Source organism: Streptomyces sp. NPDC006384 (genome assembly GCF_042870695.1).
GTDB lineage: Bacteria > Actinomycetota > Actinomycetes > Streptomycetales > Streptomycetaceae > Streptomyces.
Genome location: NZ_JBIAHR010000007.1, coordinates 8,640 through 33,647, shown reverse-complemented (window position 1 = coordinate 33,647; position 25,008 = coordinate 8,640). Strand labels below are relative to the sequence as shown.

The 25,008-nt window shown below is 74.5% G+C and carries 20 protein-coding genes and 2 pseudogenes; 8 read left to right on the top strand and 14 right to left on the bottom strand.

What is annotated here, in order from left to right; translation table 11 throughout:
- Positions 1–32 precede the first annotated feature (32 nt).
- Together ACFYOJ_RS11025 and ACFYOJ_RS11020 are read left to right on the top strand one after the other, a co-directional pair.
- Positions 33–1,259 carry a helix-turn-helix domain-containing protein gene (locus ACFYOJ_RS11025; protein ID WP_356551599.1) on the top strand — a complete coding sequence of 409 codons (1,227 nt, stop codon included), beginning with the start codon at positions 33–35 and terminating at the stop codon, positions 1,257–1,259.
- Positions 1,260–1,273: 14 nt separating this feature from the next.
- The gene (locus tag ACFYOJ_RS11020) at positions 1,274–1,912 is read left to right on the top strand and encodes a hypothetical protein (RefSeq protein WP_356551598.1); all 639 of its coding nucleotides are present in this window, start codon (positions 1,274–1,276) and stop codon (positions 1,910–1,912) included.
- Here ACFYOJ_RS11020 and ACFYOJ_RS11015 read toward each other — a convergent pair.
- The 3 genes and pseudogenes from ACFYOJ_RS11015 to ACFYOJ_RS11005 form a co-directional block, all read right to left on the bottom strand.
- Positions 1,909–2,055, bottom strand: a pseudogene (locus ACFYOJ_RS11015) (virginiamycin B lyase); the annotation flags it as partial. The gene ACFYOJ_RS11020 and the pseudogene ACFYOJ_RS11015 overlap by 4 nt on opposite strands.
- 17 nt (positions 2,056–2,072) lie before the next feature.
- Positions 2,073–2,774: a GNAT family N-acetyltransferase gene (locus ACFYOJ_RS11010; protein WP_356551596.1), complete on the bottom strand. Its 702-nt coding sequence runs from the start codon at positions 2,772–2,774 to the stop codon at positions 2,073–2,075.
- Between the two features lie 138 nt (positions 2,775–2,912).
- Positions 2,913–3,302 (bottom strand): trypco2 family protein, encoded by a 390-nt coding sequence (locus tag ACFYOJ_RS11005; protein WP_356551594.1) that lies wholly within the window; start codon positions 3,300–3,302, stop codon positions 2,913–2,915.
- Positions 3,303–3,405: 103 nt separating this feature from the next.
- On the opposite strand from ACFYOJ_RS11005, the gene ACFYOJ_RS11000 reads away from it, so the two are divergent.
- From ACFYOJ_RS11000 to ACFYOJ_RS10980, 5 genes are all read left to right on the top strand, one after another.
- Positions 3,406–4,728 carry a serine protease gene (locus ACFYOJ_RS11000; RefSeq protein ID WP_356551592.1) on the top strand — a complete coding sequence of 441 codons (1,323 nt, stop codon included), beginning with the start codon at positions 3,406–3,408 and terminating at the stop codon, positions 4,726–4,728.
- 4 nt (positions 4,729–4,732) lie between these two features.
- A complete protein-coding gene (locus ACFYOJ_RS10995) occupies positions 4,733–7,141 on the top strand; it encodes a tetratricopeptide repeat protein (protein WP_356551591.1) in 2,409 nt (802 codons plus the stop codon).
- A 121-nt stretch (positions 7,142–7,262) separates the two neighbouring features.
- A complete protein-coding gene (locus ACFYOJ_RS10990) occupies positions 7,263–8,651 on the top strand; it encodes a VWA domain-containing protein (RefSeq protein ID WP_356551589.1) in 1,389 nt (462 codons plus the stop codon).
- Positions 8,648–9,673, top strand: a complete 1,026-nt coding sequence (locus tag ACFYOJ_RS10985) for a hypothetical protein (protein ID WP_356551587.1) — start codon at positions 8,648–8,650, stop codon at positions 9,671–9,673. The genes ACFYOJ_RS10990 and ACFYOJ_RS10985 overlap by 4 nt, the downstream gene beginning before the upstream one ends.
- Positions 9,670–10,938: an ABC transporter substrate-binding protein gene (locus tag ACFYOJ_RS10980; RefSeq protein WP_356551585.1), complete on the top strand. Its 1,269-nt coding sequence runs from the start codon at positions 9,670–9,672 to the stop codon at positions 10,936–10,938. Before ACFYOJ_RS10985 ends, ACFYOJ_RS10980 begins: the two co-directional genes overlap by 4 nt.
- A gap of 149 nt (positions 10,939–11,087) precedes the next feature.
- Here ACFYOJ_RS10980 and ACFYOJ_RS10975 read toward each other — a convergent pair whose 3' ends face one another.
- On the bottom strand, positions 11,088–11,555 hold the full coding sequence (locus ACFYOJ_RS10975; protein ID WP_356551583.1) for a DUF6299 family protein: 468 nt from the start codon (positions 11,553–11,555) through the stop codon (positions 11,088–11,090).
- Positions 11,556–12,101: 546 nt separating this feature from the next.
- On the opposite strand from ACFYOJ_RS10975, the gene ACFYOJ_RS10970 reads away from it, so the two are divergent.
- Positions 12,102–12,542 (top strand): ATP-binding protein, encoded by a 441-nt coding sequence (locus ACFYOJ_RS10970; RefSeq protein WP_356551582.1) that lies wholly within the window; start codon positions 12,102–12,104, stop codon positions 12,540–12,542.
- On the opposite strand, the gene ACFYOJ_RS10965 is transcribed toward ACFYOJ_RS10970, so the two are convergent.
- The 10 genes and pseudogenes from ACFYOJ_RS10965 to ACFYOJ_RS10920 form a co-directional block, all read right to left on the bottom strand.
- The gene (locus tag ACFYOJ_RS10965; RefSeq protein WP_356551580.1) at positions 12,499–13,941 is read right to left on the bottom strand and encodes an amino acid permease; all 1,443 of its coding nucleotides are present in this window, start codon (positions 13,939–13,941) and stop codon (positions 12,499–12,501) included. The two genes, ACFYOJ_RS10970 and ACFYOJ_RS10965, sit on opposite strands and share 44 nt — an antisense overlap.
- A gap of 103 nt (positions 13,942–14,044) precedes the next feature.
- Complete coding sequence (gene argF / locus ACFYOJ_RS10960) at positions 14,045–15,052, bottom strand: ornithine carbamoyltransferase (protein WP_356551579.1); 1,008 nt, start codon at positions 15,050–15,052, stop codon at positions 14,045–14,047.
- A gap of 125 nt (positions 15,053–15,177) precedes the next feature.
- Positions 15,178–16,401 (bottom strand): arginine deiminase, encoded by a 1,224-nt coding sequence (locus ACFYOJ_RS10955; protein WP_356551577.1) that lies wholly within the window; start codon positions 16,399–16,401, stop codon positions 15,178–15,180.
- A 103-nt stretch (positions 16,402–16,504) separates the two neighbouring features.
- Positions 16,505–19,072 (bottom strand): polynucleotide kinase-phosphatase, encoded by a 2,568-nt coding sequence (locus ACFYOJ_RS10950; protein WP_356551576.1) that lies wholly within the window; start codon positions 19,070–19,072, stop codon positions 16,505–16,507.
- A complete protein-coding gene (locus ACFYOJ_RS10945) occupies positions 19,069–20,553 on the bottom strand; it encodes a 3' terminal RNA ribose 2'-O-methyltransferase Hen1 (RefSeq protein ID WP_356551575.1) in 1,485 nt (494 codons plus the stop codon). The genes ACFYOJ_RS10950 and ACFYOJ_RS10945 overlap by 4 nt, the downstream gene beginning before the upstream one ends.
- 145 nt (positions 20,554–20,698) lie before the next feature.
- A complete protein-coding gene (locus ACFYOJ_RS10940) occupies positions 20,699–21,622 on the bottom strand; it encodes an LLM class F420-dependent oxidoreductase (protein ID WP_356551573.1) in 924 nt (307 codons plus the stop codon).
- A 282-nt stretch (positions 21,623–21,904) separates the two neighbouring features.
- Positions 21,905–22,369: pseudogene (locus ACFYOJ_RS10935) on the bottom strand (DUF6099 family protein); the annotation flags it as partial.
- A 170-nt stretch (positions 22,370–22,539) separates the two neighbouring features.
- Complete coding sequence (locus ACFYOJ_RS10930) at positions 22,540–22,959, bottom strand: nucleotide pyrophosphohydrolase (RefSeq protein WP_356551571.1); 420 nt, start codon at positions 22,957–22,959, stop codon at positions 22,540–22,542.
- Positions 22,956–24,173, bottom strand: coding sequence for an ATP-binding protein (locus ACFYOJ_RS10925; protein WP_356551570.1), 1,218 nt, complete (start codon positions 24,171–24,173; stop codon positions 22,956–22,958). Before ACFYOJ_RS10925 ends, ACFYOJ_RS10930 begins: the two co-directional genes overlap by 4 nt.
- 224 nt (positions 24,174–24,397) lie before the next feature.
- Positions 24,398–24,790 carry a cell division protein SepF gene (locus tag ACFYOJ_RS10920; RefSeq protein ID WP_356551568.1) on the bottom strand — a complete coding sequence of 131 codons (393 nt, stop codon included), beginning with the start codon at positions 24,788–24,790 and terminating at the stop codon, positions 24,398–24,400.
- Positions 24,791–25,008 lie beyond the last annotated feature (218 nt).

The window sequence follows — 25,008 nt, the reverse complement described above, 5'->3', positions numbered from 1 at the left end:
CGTGCGGCACTGTGACTTGTCACAGTCCTGGGGTGCGACTGTCCGACTCCGCCCGCGGCCTGGCCGCCCGCTGCCTGACCCACGTCAACGAGGTGGCCCGGGACGCGTCGCGCGGTGACTTCGAGAGCCTGCCGGGTTACGCCGGTCTGCCCGACGACATGAAGGACGTGGAGATCGCCGCGACCGTACGGCACGGTCTGCGACGCTTTCTGGCGCAGGACGCGCAGGACGCGCGGGACGAGGAGGACACCCGCGAGCCTTCGGAACGCACCCTGTTCGAGGAGCGTGCCGAGCAGCGTGCCGAGGAGGGCATGCCGCTGGACCTGCTGCTCCGCGGCTATCTGCGCGGTGCCCGGGTCCTCGCGCGGCTGCTGCGGAAGACCGCGCTCCCCGGCGAGCAGGAGGCGCTCGCCGAGCTGCTGCACGCCCTGCTCGCCGCCCAGGAGGACGTGGTGGGCACCCTCACCCGCAGCTATCTGCGTGCCCGGGCGACGCTCGCGGACGACGTCCGGGCGGCCCAGGAGTCCCTGGTGAGGGCGCTGCTCGACGGCACGCCACCGACCGGCCCCCACGGACTCGGCGTGCTCGCCGGGGCGGACGGGATCGGCGTACTGGTGCTCCTGCTGCCCGAGGACGGCGACGGCAACGATCCCGTCACGGCACGCCGTCGTGAACGCCGGGTGCGTCTCGCTCTCGGCCGGGCGCTGGACGCGGAGGTGCCCGTGGCCTTCGACCGGGCGCGGGCCTACGCCCTGCTGCCCGGCCCGCAGGACGCGGCCGGCCTCGAACGGCGGCTCGGCGCCGTCTTCGGCGGCCGGTGCCCCCGGGCCGGCCTGGCCCCGGCGGCGACGCCGGACGAGGTGGCGTCGGCGGCCCGCACCGCGGACCGGGTGCTGACCGTCGCGCTGGCCTGCGGCCGGCCCCCGGGCGTCCACCAACTGCGGGACGTGCTGCTGGAGTACCACCTCTCCCGGCCCGGCGAGAGCGGCGACCGCATCGCGGCCCTCCTGGACCCGGTGACCGGCCGGCCGGAGCTGACCGACACCGTGCGGACCCACCTCAGGCTGGCCCGCAACCGCCGCGCCACCGCACGCGAACTCGGCGTCCACCCCAACACCGTCGACAACCGCCTGGCCCGTTTCACCGCCCTGACCGGCATCGACGTCACCACCGACCAGGGGGCGGCCCTGGCCCTCGCCGCCACCCTGCTGCGCGCCGGGGCGGGGGAACGGCACCGCACCCCGGGCATGCGCGGCTGACCGGCAGAGCGCCGGTGCCCCTCGCCGGGGAGTACGGCTCCTTGGTAGGACTGGGCGGTGCCGCTCAGGTGCGGCGCGGTCGTTTCCGCTGCCCGGCGGCCCTCCTCGCCCCGGCCTTCCTCCTGGAGCCCGCTCTGTCCCCGTGGAGAAACATCGCCCTCCCGGCGTCCCTGCTCCTGTCGGCCGCCCTCGGCGCCGCGGCGCTCACCGGCTGTGCGCTGCGGGGACTCGCCGAGGGCTGCGAGGGGACCGACGGCCGGGTGGAGGAGACGGCGGCGCTCGGCATCCTCGGCTCCCGCCCCGCCGGGGCCACTGTCCCCCGGGGCTTCGAGGAGGCCGACGCCGGCTGCTGGGCGGACAGCGGCGACGTGTCGGTGTACGCCGGCCGGACCTACGCCTTCCCCGGCACGCGGGCCGAAGTGGCCGCCCACTACCGGACGGCGGCGGCACGCGACGGATGGCGTCCCGGTCCCGGAACCGCGTCCGGCGGCCTGTGCTTCACCAAGCAGGACATGACCCTGCGGATCGTCTTCCTCACCGCCGAGGGCCTCGCGGCGGACGGCCACGGGAACCGCCCCGACCTCACCGCCGGGGCCGGCTACTCGGTCGACGTCGAATCGTTCGTGAACAGCGGGGAGGCGGGCGGCTGTTAGGCGTCCGACGGCCGGTCCCCCGGGGCCACGCGGGCCAGTGCGCCCGTCTCCAGGGCCGTCCACAGGGCGCCGTCGGGGCCCACCGTGATGCCGTGCGGTTCGGACGCCGGGGTGGGCAGGTCGTGGATGGTGACGGTGCCGTCCGCGCGGCCGTCGTCCGTCACGGGATGCGGAAGCCCCGGAAGGTCACCTGTTCGCGGGTGGTGAAGCCGAGGCGTTCGTAGAGGGTGATCGCGGCGGTGTTGGTCTCGGCGACGTGCAGGAAGGGGCGTTCGCCGCGGGCCGTGATCCGGGCGGCGAGGGCCGTGACCAGGCGCGCCGCGTGGCCCTGTCCGCGCACCTCGGGGGCGGTGCAGACGGCGCTGATCTCTGACCAGCCCGGGGGCCGCAGCCGCTCCCCCGCCATCGCGACCAGCGTGCCGTCGACGCGGACGCCGAGGTAGGTGCCGAGTTCACGGGTGCGCGGCCAGAAGGGTCCCGGTTCCGTCCGCGCGACCAGGCCGAGCATCTCGGGCACGTCGTGCGGGCCGAGTTCGGTCACGCCGGTGCCGGACGGGGCGCGGGGGTGCCCGAGCGGGGCCCCGCGGGGCAGGACCAGCCGGCGGCCCTCGAGGCGGAAGACCGGTTCCCAGTCCGGGGGCGGGGTGGCCGGGCAGCTGAACAGGTCGGCGAGCGCGCCCGGGCCGAGCAGCCCGGCCAGGTCGTCCCAGTCCGAGGCGTCCGCGTCGGCGGGCACGGAGGAGAAGGTCGTCACGTCCGGCAGGTAGGCGACCGCCCGGCCGCGCCGCCGGGCGAAGTGCGCGTGAGGGCCGCGCAGCGACCGGCCCACGGGGTCGTCGAGGGCGGGAACGTCGTCGTTCATCGGGTACGCCGCCTCCCAGCGCCTCGGGCTCGTGTCGCCCCCGGCCGTCCCCTGCGGGCCGGTGGGGCCGCCTGTGATCCTAAGCGTGCGCGGCGCGGGAGGTCGCGGGCGGGCGGCCCGCGGGGGCTGCCCGGCGGGTCACCGGTCCAGCGGGTGCGGGCCGTCCTGCCGGTACGGGCCGTCCTGCGGGTGCGAGCCGCCCTGCGGGAAGACCCGGCCGGGGGTGCCGGTGTCCTCGCGGCTCACCTCGTGGTGGCGGCCGTCGGGGCGGGGCAGGGGTTTGAGGGCGACCTCGATGCGGTGCGTGGAGTCGTGGCTGACCGAGCCGCCCAGGCGTGCCTCGACCACCCCCAGGCGCAGCCCCGCCCCGCCCTCGCCGGCCCGGTGGAACTGCACCGAGAACTCCAGGCTGACCTGCTCCACGCTGAACCGCCAGTCGCTGCGCGCCCCTTCGGCCTGGGCACGTGCCAACTCCGCGCGCACCGCGCCGATGGCGTCGGCGAGCCCGATCGGTTCCAAGTCCCCCATGTCAACGCACCGCCGTCTTCCGTCGATTGGCCGTTCGGACGTGTTCACGAGTCTGCTCACAAGTCTAGGGACGCACCACGCCTTGCACGTAGTGTGAGACGGCATGGGGGAACTGCGTGCGGACTGGAGGCTCAGGCTGCGGCGCGAGGACGCGCGCGGCCCCGTCTGCGGCGCCGGTGTGCTCATCGACCAGCACACGGCGCTGACCTGCGCGCACGTGGTGCGCCGCCCGGACGCCGTCATGTGGCTGGAGTTCGCCGAGAACAACGGCATCCGGCCGGTCTCCGCGCGGGTCGTGCCCGGCGGCTGGCTCGCGGACGGCCCCGGCGGCGAGGACGTCGCCGTGCTGCGCCTGGACAGTCCCCGTCCGCAGGCGCGTCCCGCGCCGCTGCAGACCGGGCTGTGGGGCGGCATGGAGGTGTACGCGACGGGATACGCGGAGGGCTTTGACGACGGCATGAGCCTGTGGGGGCGTATCGGCGGCGTCAGCGGGGAGCGGGTGCAGCTCGACGCCGTCACCAGGGCGGAGGTGGTGCGCGCCGGTTTCAGCGGCGCCGCCGTGTGCACCCGGCCCCGTGAGGACCGGCCCGTACGCGTGGTCGGCCTCGTCGTCAGCTGGCGCGGCGACCTGGGCGCGCTGCTGCCCGAGGACAACCGGCTCTCCTTCTCCTACCTGATCCCCATCGAACGCATCGCCGAACTGTCGCCCATTGTGGCCGAGTTGTCCGATCCGCGGGCCTGGGACCACGATTTCGAGGAACGGCTGACCCGGTGGTTCGACGATCCGGAGGAGGACCCGGTGAAGATCACCGTGGTGGCCCCGGGCAGCGGCAAGGAGCGTTCGCTGCGTCATCTGGCGCACCGCGCGGACGTCGTCCACCGGGGCGGCGCCAGCCGGCCGGAACTCGTCGACCACGCGCTGGACCAGGTCGCCTTCCCGGCCGGTGAGTACCTGGGGTACTGGGACTGGCTGCGCGGCGCGGGGCCTCTGCCCGCCCGGGCGGCCGACCGCGCGCCCGTCCGGCCGGTCACCGTGCTCGTCGACGGTCTCGATCTGGAGCCCCGGCCGGATCTCCTGATCGACATCCTGGTCCGGCTGCGGGTGTTCGGCTTCCGGCTGCTGATCGTCTTCCGGCACGAGGGCGGCCCCGGCTGGACCGCCTGCCGCGACCGGCTCCTGCGCCCCGCGCTGCTGTCGCACGCGGACACGCTGCTCGACCGTCTGCGGCGGGCGGAGTTCAGCCGGGCGGTGCGCCGCGACATCGTCGACAGCGCCTCCCTCGCCTCCGCGACCGAGACCGCCGACCGGCACCGGGCCGCCCGCCGCCTGATCGACGACGTGCGGGACCCGCACCAGCAGCTCGTCCGGCTGCGCGCGCTCCTCAGGTCCCTGCGCGCCGACCTGAGCCGGCACGAGGGCAGGTGAGACGATGCCGAACCCGCAGACACATCCCCAGGCGCCTCCCCCCACGCACCCCCAGGCGCGCCTGCGGGCACACCCCCGGGCGGAGCAGGAGAACCACAGGGGAACGACGCCCTGCCCGCACCGGCGTTTCTCCGGCGCCCCCTGCGGCGGCACCGTCCTGCCCACCGGTCACTGCGCCGTGTGCGGCCGCGCGCAGGACGGTCCCCGGCTGCCCGCCCTGCCCGAGAACCCGCGGGACCTCGGCCCCCGCGAACTCCTCTCGCTCCCGGAGCGGGAGCCGCGTCCGGCCGGGGAGCGGCTCGTCGACCCCGAGGCGCCGCTGCGTGTCCTCATGGGCTGCTCGTCCGCCGACTGCGGCATCACCTTCGCCCCGCCCTACACCGAGGGCCCGGTGCCGGTCGCGGGCTTCTGCCCGGTCTGCCGCGAGCCCTACTCGTACCGGCCCGAACTCGCCGAGGGCGACCTGCTGCGCGACCAGTACCGGGTGATGGGCCCCATCGCGCACGGCGGCCAGGGCTGGGTCTACCTCGCCGAGGACACCCACCTCGGTGACGTCGTCGCCGTCAAGGGGCTGCTCAACCGGTACGAGCACGATGGCGCCCGCCTCGCCGACGTGGAGCGGCGCAACCTCGTCGCCATCCGCCATCCCCGCATCGTCCAGATCCGCGACTTCGTCGCGCGCAGGGACGGCACCGGTGCGGTGACCGGCGGCTACATCGTCATGGACGACGTCGGTGACGGCACCCTCGCGAAGGTCACCGAGGAGGTCCGGCGCGGCGAGTCCGTCCTCGACATCGAACACGTCGCGGCGTACGGCTGCCAGATCCTCGAGGCCTTCGCCCACCTGCACGCCGACGGCGGGCGGGTCTTCGTGTACGGCGACATGAAGCCCTCCAACGTCGTGCACCACAAGGACGGCGTCAAGGTCATCGACCTCGGCGGCATGCGCGAGCAGGGCCAGACGCAGCCGCCCGCCCACGTCACGCCCGACTACATGGCGCCCGAGACCGGGACGTCGGCGACGCCCACCGTCGCCCACGACCTGCACACCGTCGGCGCCACCCTGCGGGAGCTCGCCCGCTGGGCCGTCACCGAGGTGCCCGGTCTCGGCGCCGCGTCCTTCCACCGGGTCGTCGACCGTGCCGTGCGGACCGATCCGGGGCGCCGCTTCGCCGACGCCCGGGAGATGCTCGGCCAGCTCCGCGGCGCCCTGCGGGAGATCCGCGCGCTGCGCGGCAAGAGCGACCCGCCCGAGCCCTCCGACTACTTCCTGCCGTCCACGCGGCTGCCCGGCGCCCGGCTCGGCACGGTGCCGGGCATCGGGCACTGGCTGGACCGGCCCCGCCGTGACCGCTACGAGCCGCCCGTTGCGCCGGCGCTCGACCTCGGCGCCCCCACCGCCGCGGAGATCGCCGGCTGTCTGCCGGTGCCGAGGCCGTACCCGGGCGATCCGCAGGCCACCCGGTTCGCGGTGAGCAGCGGCTTCGACCCGGGCCAGCTCCTCGCGCAGGAGGACGAGCGCCCCCGCTCGGTGGAGATCTGCCTGCACAACGTGCGTGTCCTGCTGGGCCGCGACACGCGTGAGGACCTGCAGAGGGCCCAGGAGGAACTGGACACGGCCGACTCCATCCCCGGGCCGCCCGCCGTGCGCCGGTGGCGGCTGGAGTGGCACCGCGCCCTGCTCGCCCTGTGCAGCGCCGGCCTGGACGACGACCCGCGGCAGGTCGCCGAGGCCCGGGCCCGCTTCGCACAGGTCCACCTCGAACTGCCCGGCGAGTACGCCCCGAAGCTGGCCCTCGCCCACTGCGCGGAGTGGCTCGGTGACGACACGTCCGAGCCCACGGCCGGTGAGCTGTACGAGGCGGTGTTCGCGCGCAACCCCGCGCACGGGGGCGCCGCCCTGGGGCTGGCCAGGCTGGCGCTGCGCGCGGGCGACCGCCGGGCGGCCCTCGACGTGCTCGGCCGGGTGCGGCCGGGCACGCTGGACCACACCGTCGCCCGGATCGCCTCCCTGCGCATCCGCGCGGCCCGGCTGCCGGGCGCCGGCGATCCGCTGCCCCCGCCCGCCGAGGTCGACGCGGCGCTGGCCGACCTGCACGCCCTGGAGGACCTCGGCCCGGGTGCGGGACAGCCGAGCCTGTCCGCGGACGAGGCGCTGCGCCTGCGCACCGAACTGCACGAGTGGAAACTGGACGCGGTGCACGGCCTCGGCGACCGGCCCGGTGTCCCGGGCAGCGGGTACCGCCGCCTCGACGCCCGCGGCCTGAGGCGGCTGGGTGCCCCGGAGCGGGCACTGCGCGAGCAACTGGAGGCGCTCTACCGGCGGTTGGCGGAACACCATCAGGAGCCGGCCGAGGACCACGAGCGCCTCGTGGACCTCATGCACGCGATACGTCCGCAGACCGTGTTCTGACCGCACGGCAGCACGGCACGGCATGGCACGGCGCGGGACGGCGGCACGGCGGGACGGAGCGGGCCGGGACCCGGCAGGCGGTGCGCCCGGTGACGAGGGTGAAGGAGCGGTGACGTACGACATGAGCAGCCACATCAGGCCGCCGCAGCCGGGCATCCGCCTGCGCGTCGACCTCGACGGCGACCTGCGTCCGCGCCGCAGCGCGCGGATCGAGGCCCGTCTGCGGGTCGACGTGGCCGCCGGCGGCGCTCCCACCGAACTGCCCGCGGTCCAGCTCGCCGTGATCATCGCGGTGGACGTCGCCGAGGACAACCGGGCGGCCGTCCGGCACGCGCTGCCGGCCGCGTTGCGGGCACTGCCCGACGGCATCTCCTTCGCCGTGCTGGGCAGCGGCCCCGAGCCGGTCCGCTGCTATCCGCGGGGCGGCGACGAGTGGGCCGTGGCCGACGGGGACGAGCGGCGCCGGGCCGCCTTCGCCGCGGGTTCGCTCCCGCTGCACCGGCGGGGGCCGCGTCCCGCCGGATACGCCGCCTGGGTGGCACGGGCGCGTGGCATGCTCGCCGCCCGGCCGGTGTCGGTGCGTCACCTGGTGCTGATCACCGACGGCAGCAGCGCGGCCGGCGAGACCCGGCTCGAGGAGGAACTGACGTCCTGTGCGGGCCGGTTCACCTGTGACGTGTTCGCCGTGGGAGCGGACTGGACGCCGGACCCCCTGCTGGCCCTGGCCGAACGGCTGCACGGCACGGCCGAGTTCGTGGACGACGGGCTCGGCCGCGCGGTCACCGCCGCCATCCGGCGGCTGCGCCGGGTGCACACCCCGCAGCTGCCGATCGAGGTGACCGCCCGGCCCTGCGTGCGTCAGGTCTCGCTCAGCGAGAAGGCGCCCCGGCCGCACCGTCTCGGCGCGCTGCGTCCGCCCGGCCGGCCCGGCCGGTGGAGTTTCCCGACCTACCAGTGGGAGCAGGGCAGCCGCGACTACCTGCTCACCCTGACCGCCGACGCCGACGACGACCCGCTGGAGACCGAGCTGCAGTTCGCCATGGTCTCCATCGGCGACGTCCACAGGCCCGTCGTCGCCCGCTGGCACCTGCCCGGGCACTCCCCGCCCCAGCCCCGGGCGGGCGCCGACAGCGTGCGCGAGATCAACGCCACCGCCCGGATGCGCAGCGCCCTGCGCGAGGGGCTCGTCGCGCTGCAGAAGCACCACCGGAGCGTCGCCGAGGACCGTCTGGGGGAGGCCGCCCGGCTGGCGGCGCGGTTCGGCACCGACTGGGTGCTGGACGAGATCCGCGCGGTCGCCGACATCGAGGAGGCGGCCGCGGGGCACGTGCGGCTGCGCGCGTTCGACACGGGGGCGCTCGGCCCGATGATCCTGCGCGCCGGTTCCCGCCCCGGCGCTCCCCCGCCCCCCGTCGCCGGGCCCCGCCCGGGCCGGTGCTGCCGTGTCTGCCGGCATCCGGCCGGCGGCGAGGCCCGTTACTGCATCGTGTGCGGAAGGGAGCTGCGGTGACGGCGCCACGCACCGGCTCCCGGCGCCGGTACTCCCCCGCCGCGTACTGGCGCGCGCGGCTGAGGCCCTGGCGGACCCGCCGGCTGCTGGAGGCGCATCTGGTGCTGCTGTTCGTGCTCACGGCCGTCGCCTCGACCGCCCTGTTCCTCTCCTGCCGTCAGGCCCAGCTCGGCGCGGAGACGCTCGCCTCCCGCGAGGCGCCCGCCGTGCAGGGGCTCGCCGCCACCCGGCTCGCGGTCCTGCGCGCCGACGAGGAGGCCCGCACCCTGGTCAGGCTGGACCTGCTCGGTGTCGCGGGCTCCGGCGAGACCTACCGGTCCCAGCTGTCGGCCGCCGACCAGGGCCTGTCCCGCATCGCCGACCGCACGGACCAGGACCTCGGCACGGTCAAGGGCCTGCTCGCCACCTACAGCAACTCGCTGGGCCTCGGCACGTCCCGCTACGGCGACCAGCCGTACATGCGGGAGCAGAAGCTCCAGGAGGCGCGGTCGCTGCTCACCCGCGAGACGGTGGGGCTCGTCCCGCGCCTGGAAGCGCTGCAGCGGGTGCAGTTGGAGCACGCCGAGGCCTCGGCCGCCATGGGGCGGTGGCAGCGCGCTGGCTGGTGGGCCGCCGAACTCGCCCTGGCCGCGGTGCTCCTGACCCTGCTGTCGGCGCTGTTCGTGCTGCGCGACCGCTGCGGCCGCGACTGGAATCCGTACCTGCTGGCGGCCTTCGTCCTCACCGTGCTGCTCGCGGTGGTGCCCGTGACGACGGCGTCCTCCACCGGGAGCGCCCTCGACGGTGCCCTGGAGGGCCTGCGGCAGATCACCGCGGTGTCCTGGCGGAGCGACGGGTCCGGGGTGGCCGTCGCGCAGCAGCGGGTCACGGAGCTGTCCGAGGAGGTCCGGCGCGGGACGGCCGACGGCACCTGGCCCGACACGGTGTACCAGGGCACGCTCGTCGGCAGCCTGCTGGCCATCGTGCTGCCCGCGCTGGGGCTCGGGCTGCGGCTCGACAACGACTACTGGAGGCGACGGTGACACGGCGGTTCCACATGCTGGTCTTCGTCGTGGTCATGCTGCTGCTCGCCGCCGGCGGCCTGGTGGTGGTCTGGGCGCAGCAGGACGAGAAGCAGCCGGTGACCATCCTCGGCACATGGACGGCCGAGCAGGCGGAGCGGTTCGAGTCCCTGCTGCGGGGCTTCGGCATCCCCTTCCGCTACCAGGGCACCGCCGCCCAGCGGGAGGTGCTGCTCTCCAAGGTGCAGTCCGGGGAACCCCCCGACATCGTGATCATGCCGGGCATCGGTGAGCTCGCCGAGTACGCGGACCAGGGCCTCCTCGAACCGCTGAACGGTCTCTACGACCCGCAGGAGTACGGCGCGCCGTGGAAGCCGACCGGCTCACCCTCCGAGCAGGTGTACTGGGTGCCGGTCAAGGCGGATCTGAAGAGCATCGTCTGGTACCGGCAGGGCCACGAGCCGCCCGGCCGTCCGGCGCCGCCGGGGAGCTGGTGCGTCGGCATGGGCGACGACGGCGCGTCCGGCTGGCCCGGCACCGACTGGATCGAGGATCTCGTCCTGCAGCGGGAGGGGCCGGAGACCTACGAGAAGTGGGCGCTGGGCTCGGGCGGGGTGCGGTGGTGGCGCAGCGACGCGGTGCGCGGCGCCTGGGAGGCGTGGGCGGATCTGCTCCGGCAGGACAGGGCCGCGGCCGGGCGGGCCCTGCTCACCGACCACCGCGGCGCCCCGGGCGGCAACGGGCTGCTGTTCGAGGGCCGGGGCGGGTGCACGCTGGAGCACCAGGGCTCCTTCGCGTCCTCCTTCTACGCGGAGAGGGCCCCGCAGGCGCGCGTCACGGACTCCGCCCCGCTGCTGCCGGGGGGCCGCGGCCGGGTGCGGGCGCACGAGGTGACCGGCGACTTCGCGGCGCTGTTCGGCGACCGTCCCGAGGCCCGTGCGCTCGTCCGGCGGCTGGCCTCCGCCGAGGGCCAGCAGAAGTGGGCCGATCTGGCGGACGTCTTCTCGGCGAACCGCCGGGTGACGGCGGAGGGGGGCGCGGTCGAGCGGGAGATCGCCCGGCGTCTGGGGGCGGGGCCCCGCTGTCTGGACGCCTCGGACGTGATGCCGCCCGCGGTGCGGGACGCCTTCTACGAGGCCGTCCTGCTGACCCTGGCGAGGACCGCCGCCGGTCAGGAACCCGGCATCGCGGACCTTCTGCAGGACGTGCAGCGGGTGCAGGACGCGCAGTCCGCGCAGGGTGCCACCACCAGGGCGGCGCCGAGGACGGTGTGCAGCACGCGGTGAGCGCGGCGTCCGTCGTGCGGACGGGGGACACGTATACGGGGCGCGTACGGGGGTGTCCGCGCCGGGCCCGGCGGTCTCCTGGCGGGTCCGGCGCGGCGGGGTGGCGTGGCTCGGCGGAACGACGGGGGCCGGGCCGGCCGTGACCCGGCTCAGCCCTGGACCAGGGTGACGTCCTGTGTGTGCCGGGCGTGGAAGTGCGGCAGCGGCACGATGCCGACCGGCCGCAGCTCCAGCACGGTGGCCTCGACCCGGGCCGTACCGGCCCGCAGGGCGTCGGCGGAGGTGCTGGTGGTGGGCCGGCCGGTGTGGGTCCAGCGGCGCTCCAGGCCGTCGCACACCGCGCGGCTGCCGCCGATGCTGTCCTGGTGCGGTTCACCGCCCTGGCTCACGGAGGAGCTGACGAACACGGGGCCGGTGGCGGCGGTGCAGCGGTAGGTGCCGGAGAGGGTGACGGTGCCGTCGGCGGCGATGCGGCCGGTCGCGTCGACGGTCACCGCATCGGTGACCAGGCCCGCGGTGGTCGTGGCGGGGGCGGTCGTGGCGGTCGCCGCGGGGGCGGTGAGCAGGAGCAGGACGGCGCCGGCGGCCGCGGCGAGGGCGGCGGGGCGTACGGACATGGGACCTCCCGGTCGGTCGGAACGAGGGGTTCCACTGGTACCGGGCGAAGGGGCCGGCGGGGGTGACCCTCACCCCTTCGGTGGCGAGTCCGCGCCGGCCGGCCCGGATCCGCGGACACCGGCGTGCTCGACGCGGAGCCCCGTCGTGGCACGCACCGCCCCACCGCCGTGGCACGCGCCCGCCCCCGCCCGCGGTGGGGGAGACCCTTCGCGGCGTCCTCCGCGTCGCGCGGGACCGGCCGGGGCCCGGAGGACGCCGGTGGACGCGGCCGGAGTGCCGTGAAGGGGCCGCGGCCCGCGGTCTTCCGGCCTGCCGCGGGGCGGCACCGGTCCTCGGCCTCCCGGCCTGTCGTGCCGGCCCGCGAGGCCCCGGCCGGGCCCCGGCCGGGTCACCCGTGCGGGTGAGGGAGGGTGCCGGTGGCGGGCCGTCCCCGGCTCGGGACGAAGGTCCCGGGCGGTGCCCGTCGAAGGACCCTGCCGGACAGCGCCGTACCATTCATAGGGTCGTAGGCAGGACAGGACCGCCTGCTCCAGAACGGACTCGCCGTGCACGATCGCTCCTCCGCCCCCGCCCTCTGGCGCATCACGCTGCCGCACAGCACCGCGGCGGTGCCGGTGGCCCGTGCCCTGATCCGCACGGCGCTGGCCGAGCTGGAGCACACGGCCGACGGCGACACCGCGGAGCTGCTGACGGCCGAGCTGGTCGCCAACGCGGTCGAGCACACCGCCGGCGGCGCCCCGATCGAGCTGGTGGTGGAGCTGCTGCCGACCGGCTGCCAGGTCGAGGTGCACGACCCCGACCCGCGGCCGCCGGGCGATCTCACCGTCCCGGACAAGGAACCGCCCGACCCCTGGCAGGAGCACGGGCGCGGTCTGCTGCTGATCCGCGCCCTGAGCTCGTCCTGCGGTCACCGCCCCACCGACTCCGGCAAGGCGGTCTGGTTCAGGCTTCCTGCGGTACCCGCTCCGCGGCGTCCTCAGGAGTGAGCGCGGCCCGGGCGAGCCGGGAGTGCCGGCGCCCGTAGGCCGAGTAGACCAGCAGGCCCACCGCGAGGAACGCGGCGAACTGCAGCCAGGTCGTGACGCCCGTCTCGTAGATCAGGTAGAGGCAGAAGCCGACGCCGAGCAGCGGCGTCACCGGGTACAGCGGGACGCGGAAGGTGCGGGCCAGGCCCGGTTCGCGGCGGCGCAGGGCGATCACCGCGACGTTGACGGCGGCCATCGTGGCCAGGGTGCCGATGGTGCACAGGTTGACCACCGCGTCCAGCGGCGCGAAGGCGGCCGGGAGCGCGAAGAGGACGCCGACGATCAGCGTGCCGGCGACGGGCGTGGCCGTGCGCGGCGAGACCTTCTCGAAGACCGGCGGGACGAGTCCGTCGCGGGACATGGACAGCAGGATGCGGGTCTGGCCGTACATCACGGCGAGCACCACCGAGGCGATGGCGACGACCGCGCCGAAGGCGACGACACCGCCGCCGATCGCGGAGCCGGTGACCTCGTCCACGACGTAGGACAGCGCGGCGGGCCGGTCGCCGACCTCGGGTCCGCCGACGGCGCCGATCGCGGCGACGGCGACCGCGCAGTACAGCAGCGTGACCAGGCCGATGCAGACGAGGATCGCGACCGGGATGTCCCGGCGCGGGTTCTTGGCCTCCTCGCCGGCGGTGGTGATGGCGTCGAAGCCGATGTACGAGAAGAAGGCGGCCGTGGTGCCGGCGCCGATGCCGCCGAGGCCGGCCGGGGAGAACGGGGTGAGGTTGCCGTCCTCGAAGGCGAAGAAGCCGATGGCGCAGAAGGCGACCAGGACGGCGAGCTTGAGGACGGCCATCGCGGCGGTGGCCCGGGCGCTCTCGCGCACGCCCCGCACCAGCAGCACGCAGGCCAGGGCGATGACGATCACCGCGGGGAGGTTGACCAGGCCGCCGTCGGCGGGGCCGGAGGACAGCGCGTGCGGCAGCCGGAGGCCGATGACGCTGTCCAGCAGTTCGTTGACGTACTGGCTCCAGCCGACGGCGACCGCGGACACCGACACGCCGTACTCCAGCAGCAGGCACCAGCCGACCAGGAAGGCGGTGCGCTCGCCGAGGCCGGCGTAGGCGAAGGAGTACGAGGAGCCGGAGACCGGGATCGCGCCGCCCAGCTCGGCGAAGGCGAACGCGGTGAAGACGCAGGTGACCGCGGCGAGGACGAAGGAGACGACGACGGCCGGGCCGGCCTCGGCGACCGAGTCGGACAGGCCGACGAAGATGCCGGTGCCGACGATGGCCCCGACGCCGAAGCAGACGAGCTGGAACAGCCCCATGGTGCGCTTGAGGCCGTGGCCCTCACGGTCGGCGCCGGATTCGGCGACGAGGAGCGCGGGCGGTTTGATGCGGTGAGCGGGCATTGCGGGTGGTGCTCGTTTCTGGTGGTGCGGGGGGCGCGACGGTGGTCGCGGCCGGCGGCGCGGAAGGGGTGGCTCCGGGCCGCCGGTCAGCTTAAGGCGCTGCTCAGGCGAGTGTGGCGACCAGTACGGCCTTGATGGTGTGCAGCCGGTTCTCCGCCTCGTCGAAGACGACCGAGTGCGCGGACTCGAAGACCTCGTCCGTGACCTCGAGAGAGTCCAGGCCGTGGGCCTCGAAGATCTCCTGGCCGACCTCGGTGCCCAGGTCGTGGAAGGCCGGCAGGCAGTGCAGGAACTTCACGTCCGGGTTGCCGGTGGCGTGCAGGACGTCCATGGTCACCGCGTACGGGGACAGCGCGGCGATCCGCTCGGCCCACACGTCCTTGGGCTCGCCCATGGAGACCCAGACGTCCGTGGCGACGAAGTCGGCGCCGCGGACGCCCTCGTCCAGGACCTCGGTGAGGGTGACGCGTGCCCCGCTGGCCCCGGCGAGCTCGCGGGCCTTGTCGACGATCTCCTGGGCGGGCCAGTAGGCCTTGGGGGCGACGATGCGCACGTCCATGCCGAGCAGGGCGCCGGTGACCAGGTAGGAGTTGCCCATGTTGAAGCGGGCGTCGCCGAGGTAGGCGAAGGAGATCTCCGGCAGGGGCTTGGTGCTGTGCTCGGTCATGGTGAGGACGTCGGCGAGCATCTGGGTGGGGTGCCAGTCGTCGGTGAGGCCGTTGTAGACGGGCACACCGGCGTGGGCGGCCAGCTCCTCGACCTTCCGCTGGCTGTCACCGCGGTACTCGATGCCGTCGAACATCCGCCCGAGGACGCGGGCGGTGTCCTTCACCGACTCCTTGTGGCCGATCTGCGAGCCCGACGGGTCCAGGTACGTGGTCGAGGCGCCCTGGTCGGCGGCGGCGACCTCGAAGGCGCAGCGGGTGCGCGTGGAGGTCTTCTCGAAGATCAGCGCGATGTTCCTGCCCCGCAGGTACGGTGTCTCGTTCCCGGCCTTCTTGGCCGCCTTCAGCTCCGCGGCCAGCTCGACCAGGCCGCGGAACTCGTCCGCGGTGAAGTCGGTCTCCTTGAGGAAGTGGCGGCCGGCGAGGGCGGTCGGGACTGTCGCCATGGGGGCGCTCCAGAGGTACAGGGACAGGGACTTCTGGAAGTGTATACGAACTTCTGAATTTATATACAGCCTGTTCTCTCCGGACCGCGCCCCGCTCCCCCTCCCTCGAACGGCGTCCCGTTCCGCTAGACGGCGTCCCGTTCCACCGGGCAGCTCATGCAGCGCGGCCCGCCCCGGCCCCGGCCCAGTTCGCTGCCCGGGATCTCGATCACCTCGATGCCCTGCTTGCGCAGATGGGTGTTGGTGGTGACGTTGCGCTCGTAGGCGACGACGACGCCCGGCTCGACGGCCAGCACGTTGCAGCCGTCGTCCCACTGCTCGCGCTCGGCCGCGTGGACGTCCTGCGTCGCGGTCAGGACGCGGATCTCGCCCAGTCCGAGCGCGGCGGCGATCGCGCGGTGCATGTGCTCGGGCGGATGGTCGGTGACCTTCAGCTCCTTCTCCCCCACACCCGGCTCGATGGTGTACGAACGGAGCATGCCGAGCCCGGCGTACTGGGTGAAGGTGTCTCCGTCGACCATCGTCATCACGGTGTCGAGGTGCATGACGGCCCGCCGCTTGGGCATGTCGAGGGCCACGATCGTGCGCGCCGAGCCGGCCGCGAACATCTTGTGGGCGAGCATCTCCACGGCCTGCGGGGTGGTCCGCTCGCTCATGCCGATGAGCACGGCGCCGTTGCCGATGACCAGCACGTCCCCGCCCTCGATGGTGGACGGGTAGTCGGCCTGTCCCTCGGACCACAGGGGGAAGGTCTCGTCGCGGAAGAGGGGGTGGTGCCGGTAGATCGCCTCGAAGTGGACCGTCTCGCGCTGCCGGGCGGGCCAGCGCATGGCGTTGATGGAGACGCCGTCGTAGATCCAGGCCGAGGTGTCGCGGGTGAAGAGGTGGTTGGGCAGCGGTCCCAGCAGGAAGTCGTCCAGCTCCATCACGTGGAAGCGCACGGAGGCCGGCTCCGTGTGCGCCTCCAGGAACTCCCGCTTGGTCATGCCGCCGACCAGGACCTCGGCCAGCTCGGGGGCGGGCAGGGTCTCGAAGGCGGCCCTCAGGTGGTCCGTGGCCAGCACTCCGTACTCCTTCTCGTCGAAGACCCGGTCCAGGACGAGCCGCCGGGCCTCCGGGACCTGGAGGGTCTCGGTGAGCAGGTCGCCGAAGAGGTGCACCTCGACCCCGCGGTCGCGGAGCACGTCGGCGAACCCGTCGTGCTCGGCGCGCGCCCGGCGCACCCAGAGCACGTCGTCGAAGAGAAGGGCGTCCTTGTTGCTGGGGGTGAGCCTTTTGAGCTCCAGATCCGGCCGGTGCAGGATGACGCGGCCAAGCCGCCCGGCCTCGGAGTCGACGTGGAATCCCATGTCTCCATCCTGACCATTCGGGCGCGCGTTCACCCCCCGCTCGCGCGGACCCGTGTGCGGTGTTCCCGGCCGGCCCTTCGCGGGCGGCCGGCCGGGAACAGGGTCACAGCCGCGGGTCGACCGGCTCGGACTCCAGCGCGAGGACGCCGAAGACCGCCTCGTGCACCCGCCACAGCGGCTCGCCGTCCGCGAGCCGGTCCAGGGCCTCCAGGCCGAGGGCGTACTCGCGGATCGCCAGGGACCGCTTGTGGTTCAGGAACCGCTGCCGCAGCCGGGCCAGGTTCTCGGGGCGCGTGTACTCGGGGCCGTAGACGATCCGCAGGTACTCGCGGCCCCGGCACTTGATGCCGGGCTGCACCAGGCGGCCCTTCCCGTCCCGGACGACGGCGTCCACGGGCTTGACGACCATGCCCTCGCCGCCGCGGCCGGTCATCTCCAGCCACCAGTCGGTGCCGGCGCGCACCGACTCGGCGTCGCCGGTGTCGACGTACAGCCGCCGGGTGGTCCGCAGCAGGCCGGTGCCGTCGTGCTCGACGAGCCGGTCGACGAGGGCGAGCTGCTCGTCGTGCGGCAGGGCGGCCAGGCTGCGGCCCTGGACGGCGAGGAGCTGGAACGGGGCCAGGCGGACGCCGTCCAGGCCGTCGGTGGTCCAGCAGTACCGGCGGTAGGCGTCGGTGAAGGCGGCGGCGTCGGCAAAGCGGGCGCGCTGGCGGGCGAGCAGCTCGCCGACGTCGACGCCCCGCGCCGCCGCGCCCTCCAGGGCGGCCAGGGCGCCCGGGAGGACCGCGCCGGAGGCGGCGCCGACGGCGGCGTACTGGGAGCGCAGCAGCCCGGAGGCCTTCAGCGACCACGGCATCAGCTCGGCGTCCAGCAGCAGCCAGTCGGTGGACAGTTCGTCCCACAGGCCGGACTCGCCGATCGCCGTGCGCAGCCGGGCGAGGACCGACTCGGTGACGGACGCGTCGTCGAAGAACGGGCGGCCGGTGCGGGTGTAGAGGGACCCGGTGGGGCCCTCCACGCCGAAGCGGCGGCTCGCCGTCTCCGCGTCGCGGCACACCAGGGCCACCGCCCGCGAGCCCATGTGCTTCTCCTCGCACACGACCCGCGCCACCCCGTCGGCGGCGTACTGCGCGAACGCCTCCGCCGGGTGCTCCAGGTAGCCGTCCACGCCCGAGGTGGCGGTCGGCGCCATGGTCGGCGGGAGGTACGGCAGCAGCCGGGGGTCGGTCGCGAAGCGGCTCATGACCTCCAGGGCCGCCGCCCCGTTCTCCTCGCGCACGGTGATCCGGCCCGCGTGCCGGGTCTCCACCACCCGGCGCCCCTGCACGTCCGCCAGGTCCAGCGGCCGGCCGTCGTGCCCGCCGGGCGCCTCGGTGCGCAGCGGCCTGGCCGGCTCGTACCAGACCCGCTCGGCGGGTACGTCGACCAGCTCGCGCTCCGGCCAGCGCAGCGCGGTGAGCCTGCCGCCGAAGACGGCGCCGGTGTCCAGGCAGATGGTGTTGTTGAGCCAGGTCGCCTCGGGGACGGGGGTGTGCCCGTAGACGACGGCGGCGCGACCCCGGTAGTCCTCGGCCCAGGGGTAGCGCACGGGCAGGCCGAACTCGTCGGTCTCGCCGGTGGTGTCGCCGTACAGGGCGTGGCTGCGGACCCGGCCTGAGGTGCGGCCGTGGTACTTCTCCGGCAGACCGGCGTGGCAGACCACGAGCCGGCCGCCGTCGAGGACGTAGTGGCTGACCAGGCCGTCGATGAACTCCCGCACCTCGGCGCGGAACTCCTCGCTCTCGCCGTCCATCTGGGCGATGGTCTCGGCGAGTCCGTGGGTGTGCTGGACCTTGCGTCCCTTGAGGTACCGGCCGTACTTGTTCTCGTGGTTGCCCGGGACGCACAGCGCGTTGCCCGATTTCACCATCGTCATCACACGCCGCAGCACGCCGGGGCTGTCCGGGCCGCGGTCGACGAGGTCGCCGACGAAGACGGCGGTGCGGCCCTCGGGGTGGACGCCGTCGGCGTAGCCGAGCTTGCCGAGCAGCGCCTCCAGTTCGGCGGAGCAGCCGTGGACGTCGCCGATGATGTCGAAGGGGCCGGAGAGGTGGGTGAGGTCGTTGTACCGCTTCTCGGTGACGACGGTGGCGTGCTCGATCTCCTCGGTGCCGCGCAGCACGTGCACCTTGCGGAAGCCCTCGCGCTCCAGGTGGCGCAGGGAGCGGCGGAGTTCGCGGGTGTGGCGCTGGACGACCCGGCGGGGCATGCCGGCGCGGTCGGCGCGGGTGGCGTTGCGCTCGGCGCAGACCTGCTCGGGCACGTCGAGGACGATGGCGATGGGCAGCACGTCGTGCCGCTTGGCCAGCTCGATCAGCTGACGCCGGGCGTCCTGCTGCACGTTGGTCGCGTCCACGACGGTGCGGCGGCCGGCGGCGAGGCGCTTGCCGGCGATGTAGTGCAGGACGTCGAAGGCGTCCCGGCTGGCGCTCTGGTCGTTCTCGTCGTCGGCGACCAGGCCCCGGCAGAAGTCGGAGGAGATGACCTCGGTGGGCTTGAAGTGCCGTGCGGCGAAGGTGGACTTGCCGGAGCCGGAGGCGCCGACGAGCACGACGAGGGAGAGGTCGGTGACGGGGAGGGAGCGGGCCCGTACGGTGGCGGCGGTGGTGCCGGTGGTGCCGGTGGTGGTCATGCGGCCTTCGCCTCCTTCTCGTTGTTCTCGTCGGTGGTGGTCAGGGTGAACACGGCCATCTGGGTGGGCGGGCCCACCTCGGGGTCGTCGGGGCCGACGGGGCGGAACCCCACGCCGTAGCCGTGCCGTTCGGCGGCCTTCTCCGCCCAGGCGCGGAACTCCTCGCGGGTCCACTCGAAGCGGTGATCGCGGTGGCGGACGTGGCCGGCCGGGAGGGACTCCCAGCGCACGTTGTACTCCACGTTCGGCGTGGTGACGACGACGGTGCGGGGGCGGGCCGCACCGAAGACGGCGTACTCCAGGGCGGGCAGCCTCGGCGGGTCGACGTGCTCGATCACCTCGCTGAGCACGGCGGCGTCGTAGCCCTTCAGGCGCTTGTCGGTGTAGGCGAGGGAGCCCTGGAAGAGCTGCACCCGTGCCGCCTGCCGCTCGCCCATGCGGTCCAGCTTCAGCCGCCGGGAGGCGATGGTCAGGGCCCGCACCGACACGTCCACGCCGGTGATCCCGGTGAACCGCGGGTCCCCCAGCAGCTCGCGCACCAGGTGGCCCTCGCCGCAGCCGAGGTCCAGGACCCGGGCGGCGGCGCTGTCGCGGAGCGCGGTGAGGATCGCCTCGCGGCGCTGCACGGCGAGGGGCGTGGGCTTCTCCTCGGTCTCCGGGGCCGCCTCCCGCGCGACGGCGTTGTCGATCTCCTCGACCTCGCTGTCGTCGGCCTCGGCCAGCCGGACCAGCTCCAGCCGCTCCATGGCCTCGCGCGTCAGCGACCAGCGGCGGGACAGGTAGCGGCTGGTGATCAGCTTCTGCTCGGGGTGGCCGGGCAGCCAGCCCTCACCGGCCCGCAGCAGCTTGTCGACCTCGTCCGGGGCGACCCAGTAGTGCTTGGCGTCGTCGAGCACCGGGAGGAGGACGTAGAGGTGGCGCAGGGCCTCGGCGAGGGTGAGGGCCGCCGACTCCAGTACGAGGCGCACGTACCGGGAGTCGCCCCACTCGGGGAACTCGGTGTCCAGCGGGACGGCCTCGGCGTCCACCGTCCAGCCGAGCGGTTCGAAGAGGCGCCGGACCAGGTCGGGGCCGCCGCGGGCGGGCAGAGCGGGCACCTCGACGCGCAGCGGGAGCGGCTCGGCGGCGCGCTCGGGGCGTGCCTTGCACACGCCGCGCAGCGCGCTGGAGAAGACGTTGCTCAGCGCGACGGCGAGGAGGGAGGAGGCCGCGTAGGGGCGGTCGTTGACGTACTGCGCGAGTGCCGCGTCGGGGGCGCCGCTCCGGCCCTTGCCCTTGCCGCGCCTCACCAGCGCCACCGCGTCGACCTCCAGCAGCAGCGCCGCCGTGCAGCGCTGCTCCTCCGCCTCGGGGTAGAACACGTGGGCCGTGCCGAAGGAGGTGGTAAACGCCTGCGCCTTGTCGGGGTGCTTGTGCAGCAGGAAGCCGAGGTCGGTCGCGGGGCGTTCGGGGGTGCCGGTGGTGGTGACGGTCAGGAACATGCGGAGGGCCTCTCCGGCTGGACGGACACGACTCGCCGCCGTACGCGAGAGCCCCCAGGAAGGGTGATCCTGGGGGCTCGGCAGGACGACGGTCACACCATCGCACGGCGCCTGTGGGAGGCGCCTGTGTTTATCGCGGGGCTGGTCAGGACAGCTGCGTCTGCACCTGGGAGGAGATCAGCTCCAGGTGGTCCAGGTCGTCGAGGTCGAGGACCTGGAGGTAGATCCGCTGGGCGCCTACGGCGGCGTAGCGGCCGATCTTGTCGACGACCTCGGCCGGGGAGCCGGCGAGGCCGTTGGCCTTCAGCTCGTCGACCTCGCGGCCGATGACGGCGGCCCGGCGGGCGACCTCGGCGTCGTCCTTGCCGACGCAGACGACGAGGGCGTTGGAGTAGGTCAGCGCGTCGGCGCCGCGCCCGGCGGCCTCGGCGGCGGCCCGCACCCGGGCGAACTGGCGCTCGGTGTCCTCGATCGAGGCGAAGGGGATGTTGAACTCGTCGGCGTACCGGGCGGCGAGTCGCGGGGTGCGGGTGGCGCCGTGGCCGCCGATGAGCACGGGGACCTTCGCCTGCGCCGGCTTGGGCAGCGCGGGCGAGTCGGTGAGGTCGTAGAACTCGCCGTGGAAGTCGAAGGTCTTGCCGACCTCCGTGGCCCACAGGCCGGTGACGATGGCCAGCTGTTCCTCGAGGCGGGCGAACTTCTCCTTGGGGAAGGGGATGCCGTACGCCTTGTGCTCCTCCTCGAACCAGCCTGCGCCCAGGCCCAGTTCGACGCGGCCGCCGGACATCTGGTCGACCTGCGCGACCTGGATGGCGAGCACGCCGGGGAGCCGGAAGGTGCCGGCGGTCATGAGCGTGCCGAGGCGGATGCGCTTGGTCTCGCGGGCGAGGCCGGCGAGGGTGATCCAGGCGTCGGTGGGGCCGGGCAGACCGTCCACGGCGCCCATGCGGAGGTAGTGGTCGCTGCGGAAGAAGGCGTCGAAGCCGAGGTCCTCGGTGGCCTTCGCCACGGTGAGCAAGGTGTCGTAGGTCGCCCCCTGCTGGGGCTCGGTGAAGATACGGAGTTCCATGCCCTCCATCCTGCCCGGTCGGGGGGAGTGCGCCGGACAGGCACCCGGGAAGCGCGGCGCATGTCCACCGGTCCGGTGCCGGGGCGGCGCGGTTCCGGGGTTGCCCCACTACCCCGCTTCTCGCCGTGGTGACGCCGTGGCCCGGTCGGACTGCGCCGTGGCCCGGCCGGACTGCGCCGTGGCCCGGCCGGACTGCGCCGTGGCCCGGCCGGACGGGGGCGCGGCCCGGTCGGACGAGGTCACGGGCCGGGGCGGTAATATCGCGCGCCGCTCCGGTGGCGCCGCGGACCGGCCGGGTGCCTTGGCGTCCCGGTCCGCCAGTTTGCGCAGCATCTCCCGGACCCGGTCCCGGGATTCGTCCGCCGCGTCGATGGCCTCCATGCACTGCCAGTACGTGCTCTCGTCGTCCATCGCACAGGCGATGCCGACGAGGGCGATGCCGACCTCGCCGAGGAGGGCGCCGAGGCCCGCCAAGGCCTGGCGCGCGTCCCCCAGTTCGGTGAGCTGGGCGGCGCGCAGCTCACCCGGGGCCAGCTCCGGGGTGCGCAGCACTCCGCAGCCGCGGCCCGCCAGTTCGGTCAGCCCCAGTGCCTCGTCGCGCAGTTCGGGCGGTCCGTGGACCGCCAGCCGGCTGCCGATCGCCTGGGCGAGGGCCTGGGCCTGCCACACCTCCGTCAGGATCTGAGACACCTCGCCGCCGGCGGCCAGGGCACGCCCGCTCGTCACGATGAGCCGCACCGCGTCCATGCGTTGCCCCCGTCTGTCCCGACGCGCTCACGACGCGTCCGCCCGAACTCCCTTGTCCACTACCCAGAGTGAAGTGATATGGGAAGAAAAGATAGAGGTAGACGGAAATTCTCGGACAACTATGGGAGTCATGGCGCTTTGTCGACTTCGTAGAGTGATATCGGAGCATGTCACTCCTCTTTCTCGTCCCCTCCCTCCCGCCGGGGCGGCCGGCCGGCACGTCCGGGCGCGGGGAAGCGGGCCTCGTTGCGGTCGATCTTGGCGTCCAGGGCGGCGAGCGGATCGACGCCGAGCACCTCGCAGAACTGGAGCAGGTACGCCAGCACGTCGGCGACCTCGTCCCGCACCCGGTGCGCGGTGACCGGGTCGTCCATGACGCGGGCCGACTGCTCGGGCGTCAGCCACTGGAAGATCTCCTGGAGTTCGGAGGCCTCCACGCTGAGGGCGGCGACGAGGTTCTTCGGGGTGTGGTACGGCTGCCAGTCCCGCGCGGCGGCGAACTCGGCCAGCCTGCGGCGCAGCGCGGCCAGATCGGGAACGGGGGAAGGGGCGGGGGAAGAGCCGGGAGAAGCATCGGGGTGCTCGGTCACGGCTCCAGGTGTACCACCGTGACGCCCTCCGTCCCCTCCGCCCAGGAGGCGTCCGCGACGGCACCGACGAGCCGGATGTGGCCGCGGTCGCACATCCTGGCCGCCAGCGCGAGCAGTTCGGCGCGCTGGTGCGCGTCCAGCCCGCGGTCGAGACCGTCGGCGAGGACGGTGAGGGCCTGCAGCGCGGCGGGCACCTCGCCGGCCGGGTCGACCTCCAGGACCCCGGGGCCGGTGAACAGCACGAGGGCGAGGGCGAGGTAGCGCAGTTCACCGTAGCCGAGCCGCGCGAGACCGGTGCGGACGCCGTCCCCCCGGTCCAGCAGCGCCCGGACCACCCCGCCGGTGCCCGGTTCGGCCAGGACGTCGGCGACGGGTCCCGCGCATCCGGTGCGTACGGCGGCGACGAACTGGGCGTGCCGCCGCCCGCACTCGGCCCGGGTGCGCCACAGGACGTCGGCGAGGTTGTCGCAGCCGCCGAGCAGCCGGCCGGACCCGACGGGCACGGGTGCCCGCATCCGGCCGGGGCGCGGGTCGCAGGGGAAGACGGACCGCAGGGCGACCACGGCCTGTTCGGCCGCCGCCAGCACTCTGCGCTGTCCGTCCGTCTTGCCGGCCACGCGCAGCGGCAGCAGTGCGGTGCCGAGCCGGTCGTCGGGCAGCGGGGCGCGGGTCACCGGCGCCGTCCCGGCCGTGTGCCAGGCGGCCTGCACGGTGCGCCGGCCCGGGTCGCGCAGGGCGGTCTGCAGCAGGACGAGTCCGCCCGCCACCAGCCGTTCCCCCACGATGCGCAGGTCGGGTTCCGCCTGTACGGCCACGTCGAGCCGTACCGGGCCCTCGGGGCCGTCGACCGTGCAGCCGATGCGGAACCCGCGGCGCCGCTGGGCGTCGGGCCGGGCCCGCTCGGGGACGCAGGCGAGCGGGTCGGGGAAGACCTCGCCGAGTTCCGCGCCGCCGCCGAGCCTTGCCAGTGCCTCGTACGCGCGCAGCGCACTGGTCTTGCCGCAGCCGCTGGGGCCGGCGAGCAGGGTGAGCGGTGCGAGCGGGATCTCGGCACGCCGGTGCCGGGCGAAGGCGGACAGCCGCAGCTCCGTGACGCGCGGTCGGGCCGGGTACGGCGGGGCGGGAACGGCGGGCGCCGGCGTGGACACGGACGGCGCGGACGGCGCGGGCAACGCGGTCGGCGCGGACACGGACGGCGCAGGGGGGACGGCCATGTGCGGACCGTAGGGCTCCGCCCGCCCGCGGAACCGTTCCGCCTGCGCGGCGTTCCTACGATCGGGGGACGGGCGGTCAGGTGACGGACGTCCGTCACACGTCGGAGGCGATCCTCACCGCTCGTGGTGGGAGCCGGCGGCGCCGGGTGCGGGACCGCCGTCCTCGGCGCGGGCGCCGGACCGCGGTGCCCGGGCGGCCCTCGGGGGTCCGCCCGGGGCCGCCGTCACATCCCCGGCACCCCTGCCGCGCCCTCCATCAGGCCGTTCACCTCGGTTCCGGACGGGGTCAGCAGGAACACGTTGCGGTCGACCCGGTGCATGCCGCTGGCCAGGCCGAAGACGACGCCTGTGCTGAAGTCCAGGACGCGTTTGGCGACCTCTGTCTCGGCGTTGGTCAGGTCCAGGAGGACCGGGATGCCGGACATCAGTGTCTCGGCGACCTCGCGGGCGTCCGCGAAGACGTTGACCCTCAGGACGACGAAACGGCGGCGTGTCTCCGTCTCCGCCTCCGGCATCGCGCGATGCCCGACCGAGGACGGCCAGGCGTCGCGCCCGCGCAGCGGAACGACCTGGGCGAGCCCTTCCCATTGCTCATCGGTGACGTCGTAGCTGCTCACCGGCTCCCCCGTTTTCACTCGCCTTCAATGCGTGCACCAGCCAATTCTTACGCCACCTCACCCGTTCGGCCCAACAGCGACACGGGCGGCGACCGTCCAGCGGCCGCCGTGAGGGGGGTGGGGGAACGACGGGGGCGGGGGGGGGGGGGGGGGGGGGGGGGGGGGGGGGGGGGGGCGGGGGGGGGGCGGGGGCCGGCGCGGGGGGGGCGCGGCGCGGC

Excerpts from the sequence above, each read along its gene's own strand:
- ACFYOJ_RS10965 (WP_356551580.1), bottom strand. The coding sequence starts at position 13,941 with ATGCCCGCTCACCGCATCAAACCGCCCGCGCTCCTCGTCGCCGAATCC.
- ACFYOJ_RS10995 (WP_356551591.1), top strand. The coding sequence starts at position 4,733 with ATGCCGAACCCGCAGACACATCCCCAGGCGCCTCCCCCCACGCACCCC.
- argF (WP_356551579.1), bottom strand. The coding sequence starts at position 15,052 with ATGGCGACAGTCCCGACCGCCCTCGCCGGCCGCCACTTCCTCAAGGAG.
- ACFYOJ_RS10925 (WP_356551570.1), bottom strand. The coding sequence starts at position 24,173 with ATGGCCGTCCCCCCTGCGCCGTCCGTGTCCGCGCCGACCGCGTTGCCC.
- ACFYOJ_RS10950 (WP_356551576.1), bottom strand. The coding sequence starts at position 19,072 with ATGACCACCACCGGCACCACCGGCACCACCGCCGCCACCGTACGGGCC.
- ACFYOJ_RS11010 (WP_356551596.1), bottom strand. The coding sequence starts at position 2,774 with ATGAACGACGACGTTCCCGCCCTCGACGACCCCGTGGGCCGGTCGCTG.
- ACFYOJ_RS10975 (WP_356551583.1), bottom strand. The coding sequence starts at position 11,555 with ATGTCCGTACGCCCCGCCGCCCTCGCCGCGGCCGCCGGCGCCGTCCTG.
- ACFYOJ_RS10990 (WP_356551589.1), top strand. The coding sequence starts at position 7,263 with ATGAGCAGCCACATCAGGCCGCCGCAGCCGGGCATCCGCCTGCGCGTC.
- ACFYOJ_RS10940 (WP_356551573.1), bottom strand. The coding sequence starts at position 21,622 with ATGGAACTCCGTATCTTCACCGAGCCCCAGCAGGGGGCGACCTACGAC.
- ACFYOJ_RS11000 (WP_356551592.1), top strand. The coding sequence starts at position 3,406 with ATGGGGGAACTGCGTGCGGACTGGAGGCTCAGGCTGCGGCGCGAGGAC.
- ACFYOJ_RS11005 (WP_356551594.1), bottom strand. The coding sequence starts at position 3,302 with ATGGGGGACTTGGAACCGATCGGGCTCGCCGACGCCATCGGCGCGGTG.
- ACFYOJ_RS10945 (WP_356551575.1), bottom strand. The coding sequence starts at position 20,553 with ATGTTCCTGACCGTCACCACCACCGGCACCCCCGAACGCCCCGCGACC.
- ACFYOJ_RS10955 (WP_356551577.1), bottom strand. The coding sequence starts at position 16,401 with ATGGGATTCCACGTCGACTCCGAGGCCGGGCGGCTTGGCCGCGTCATC.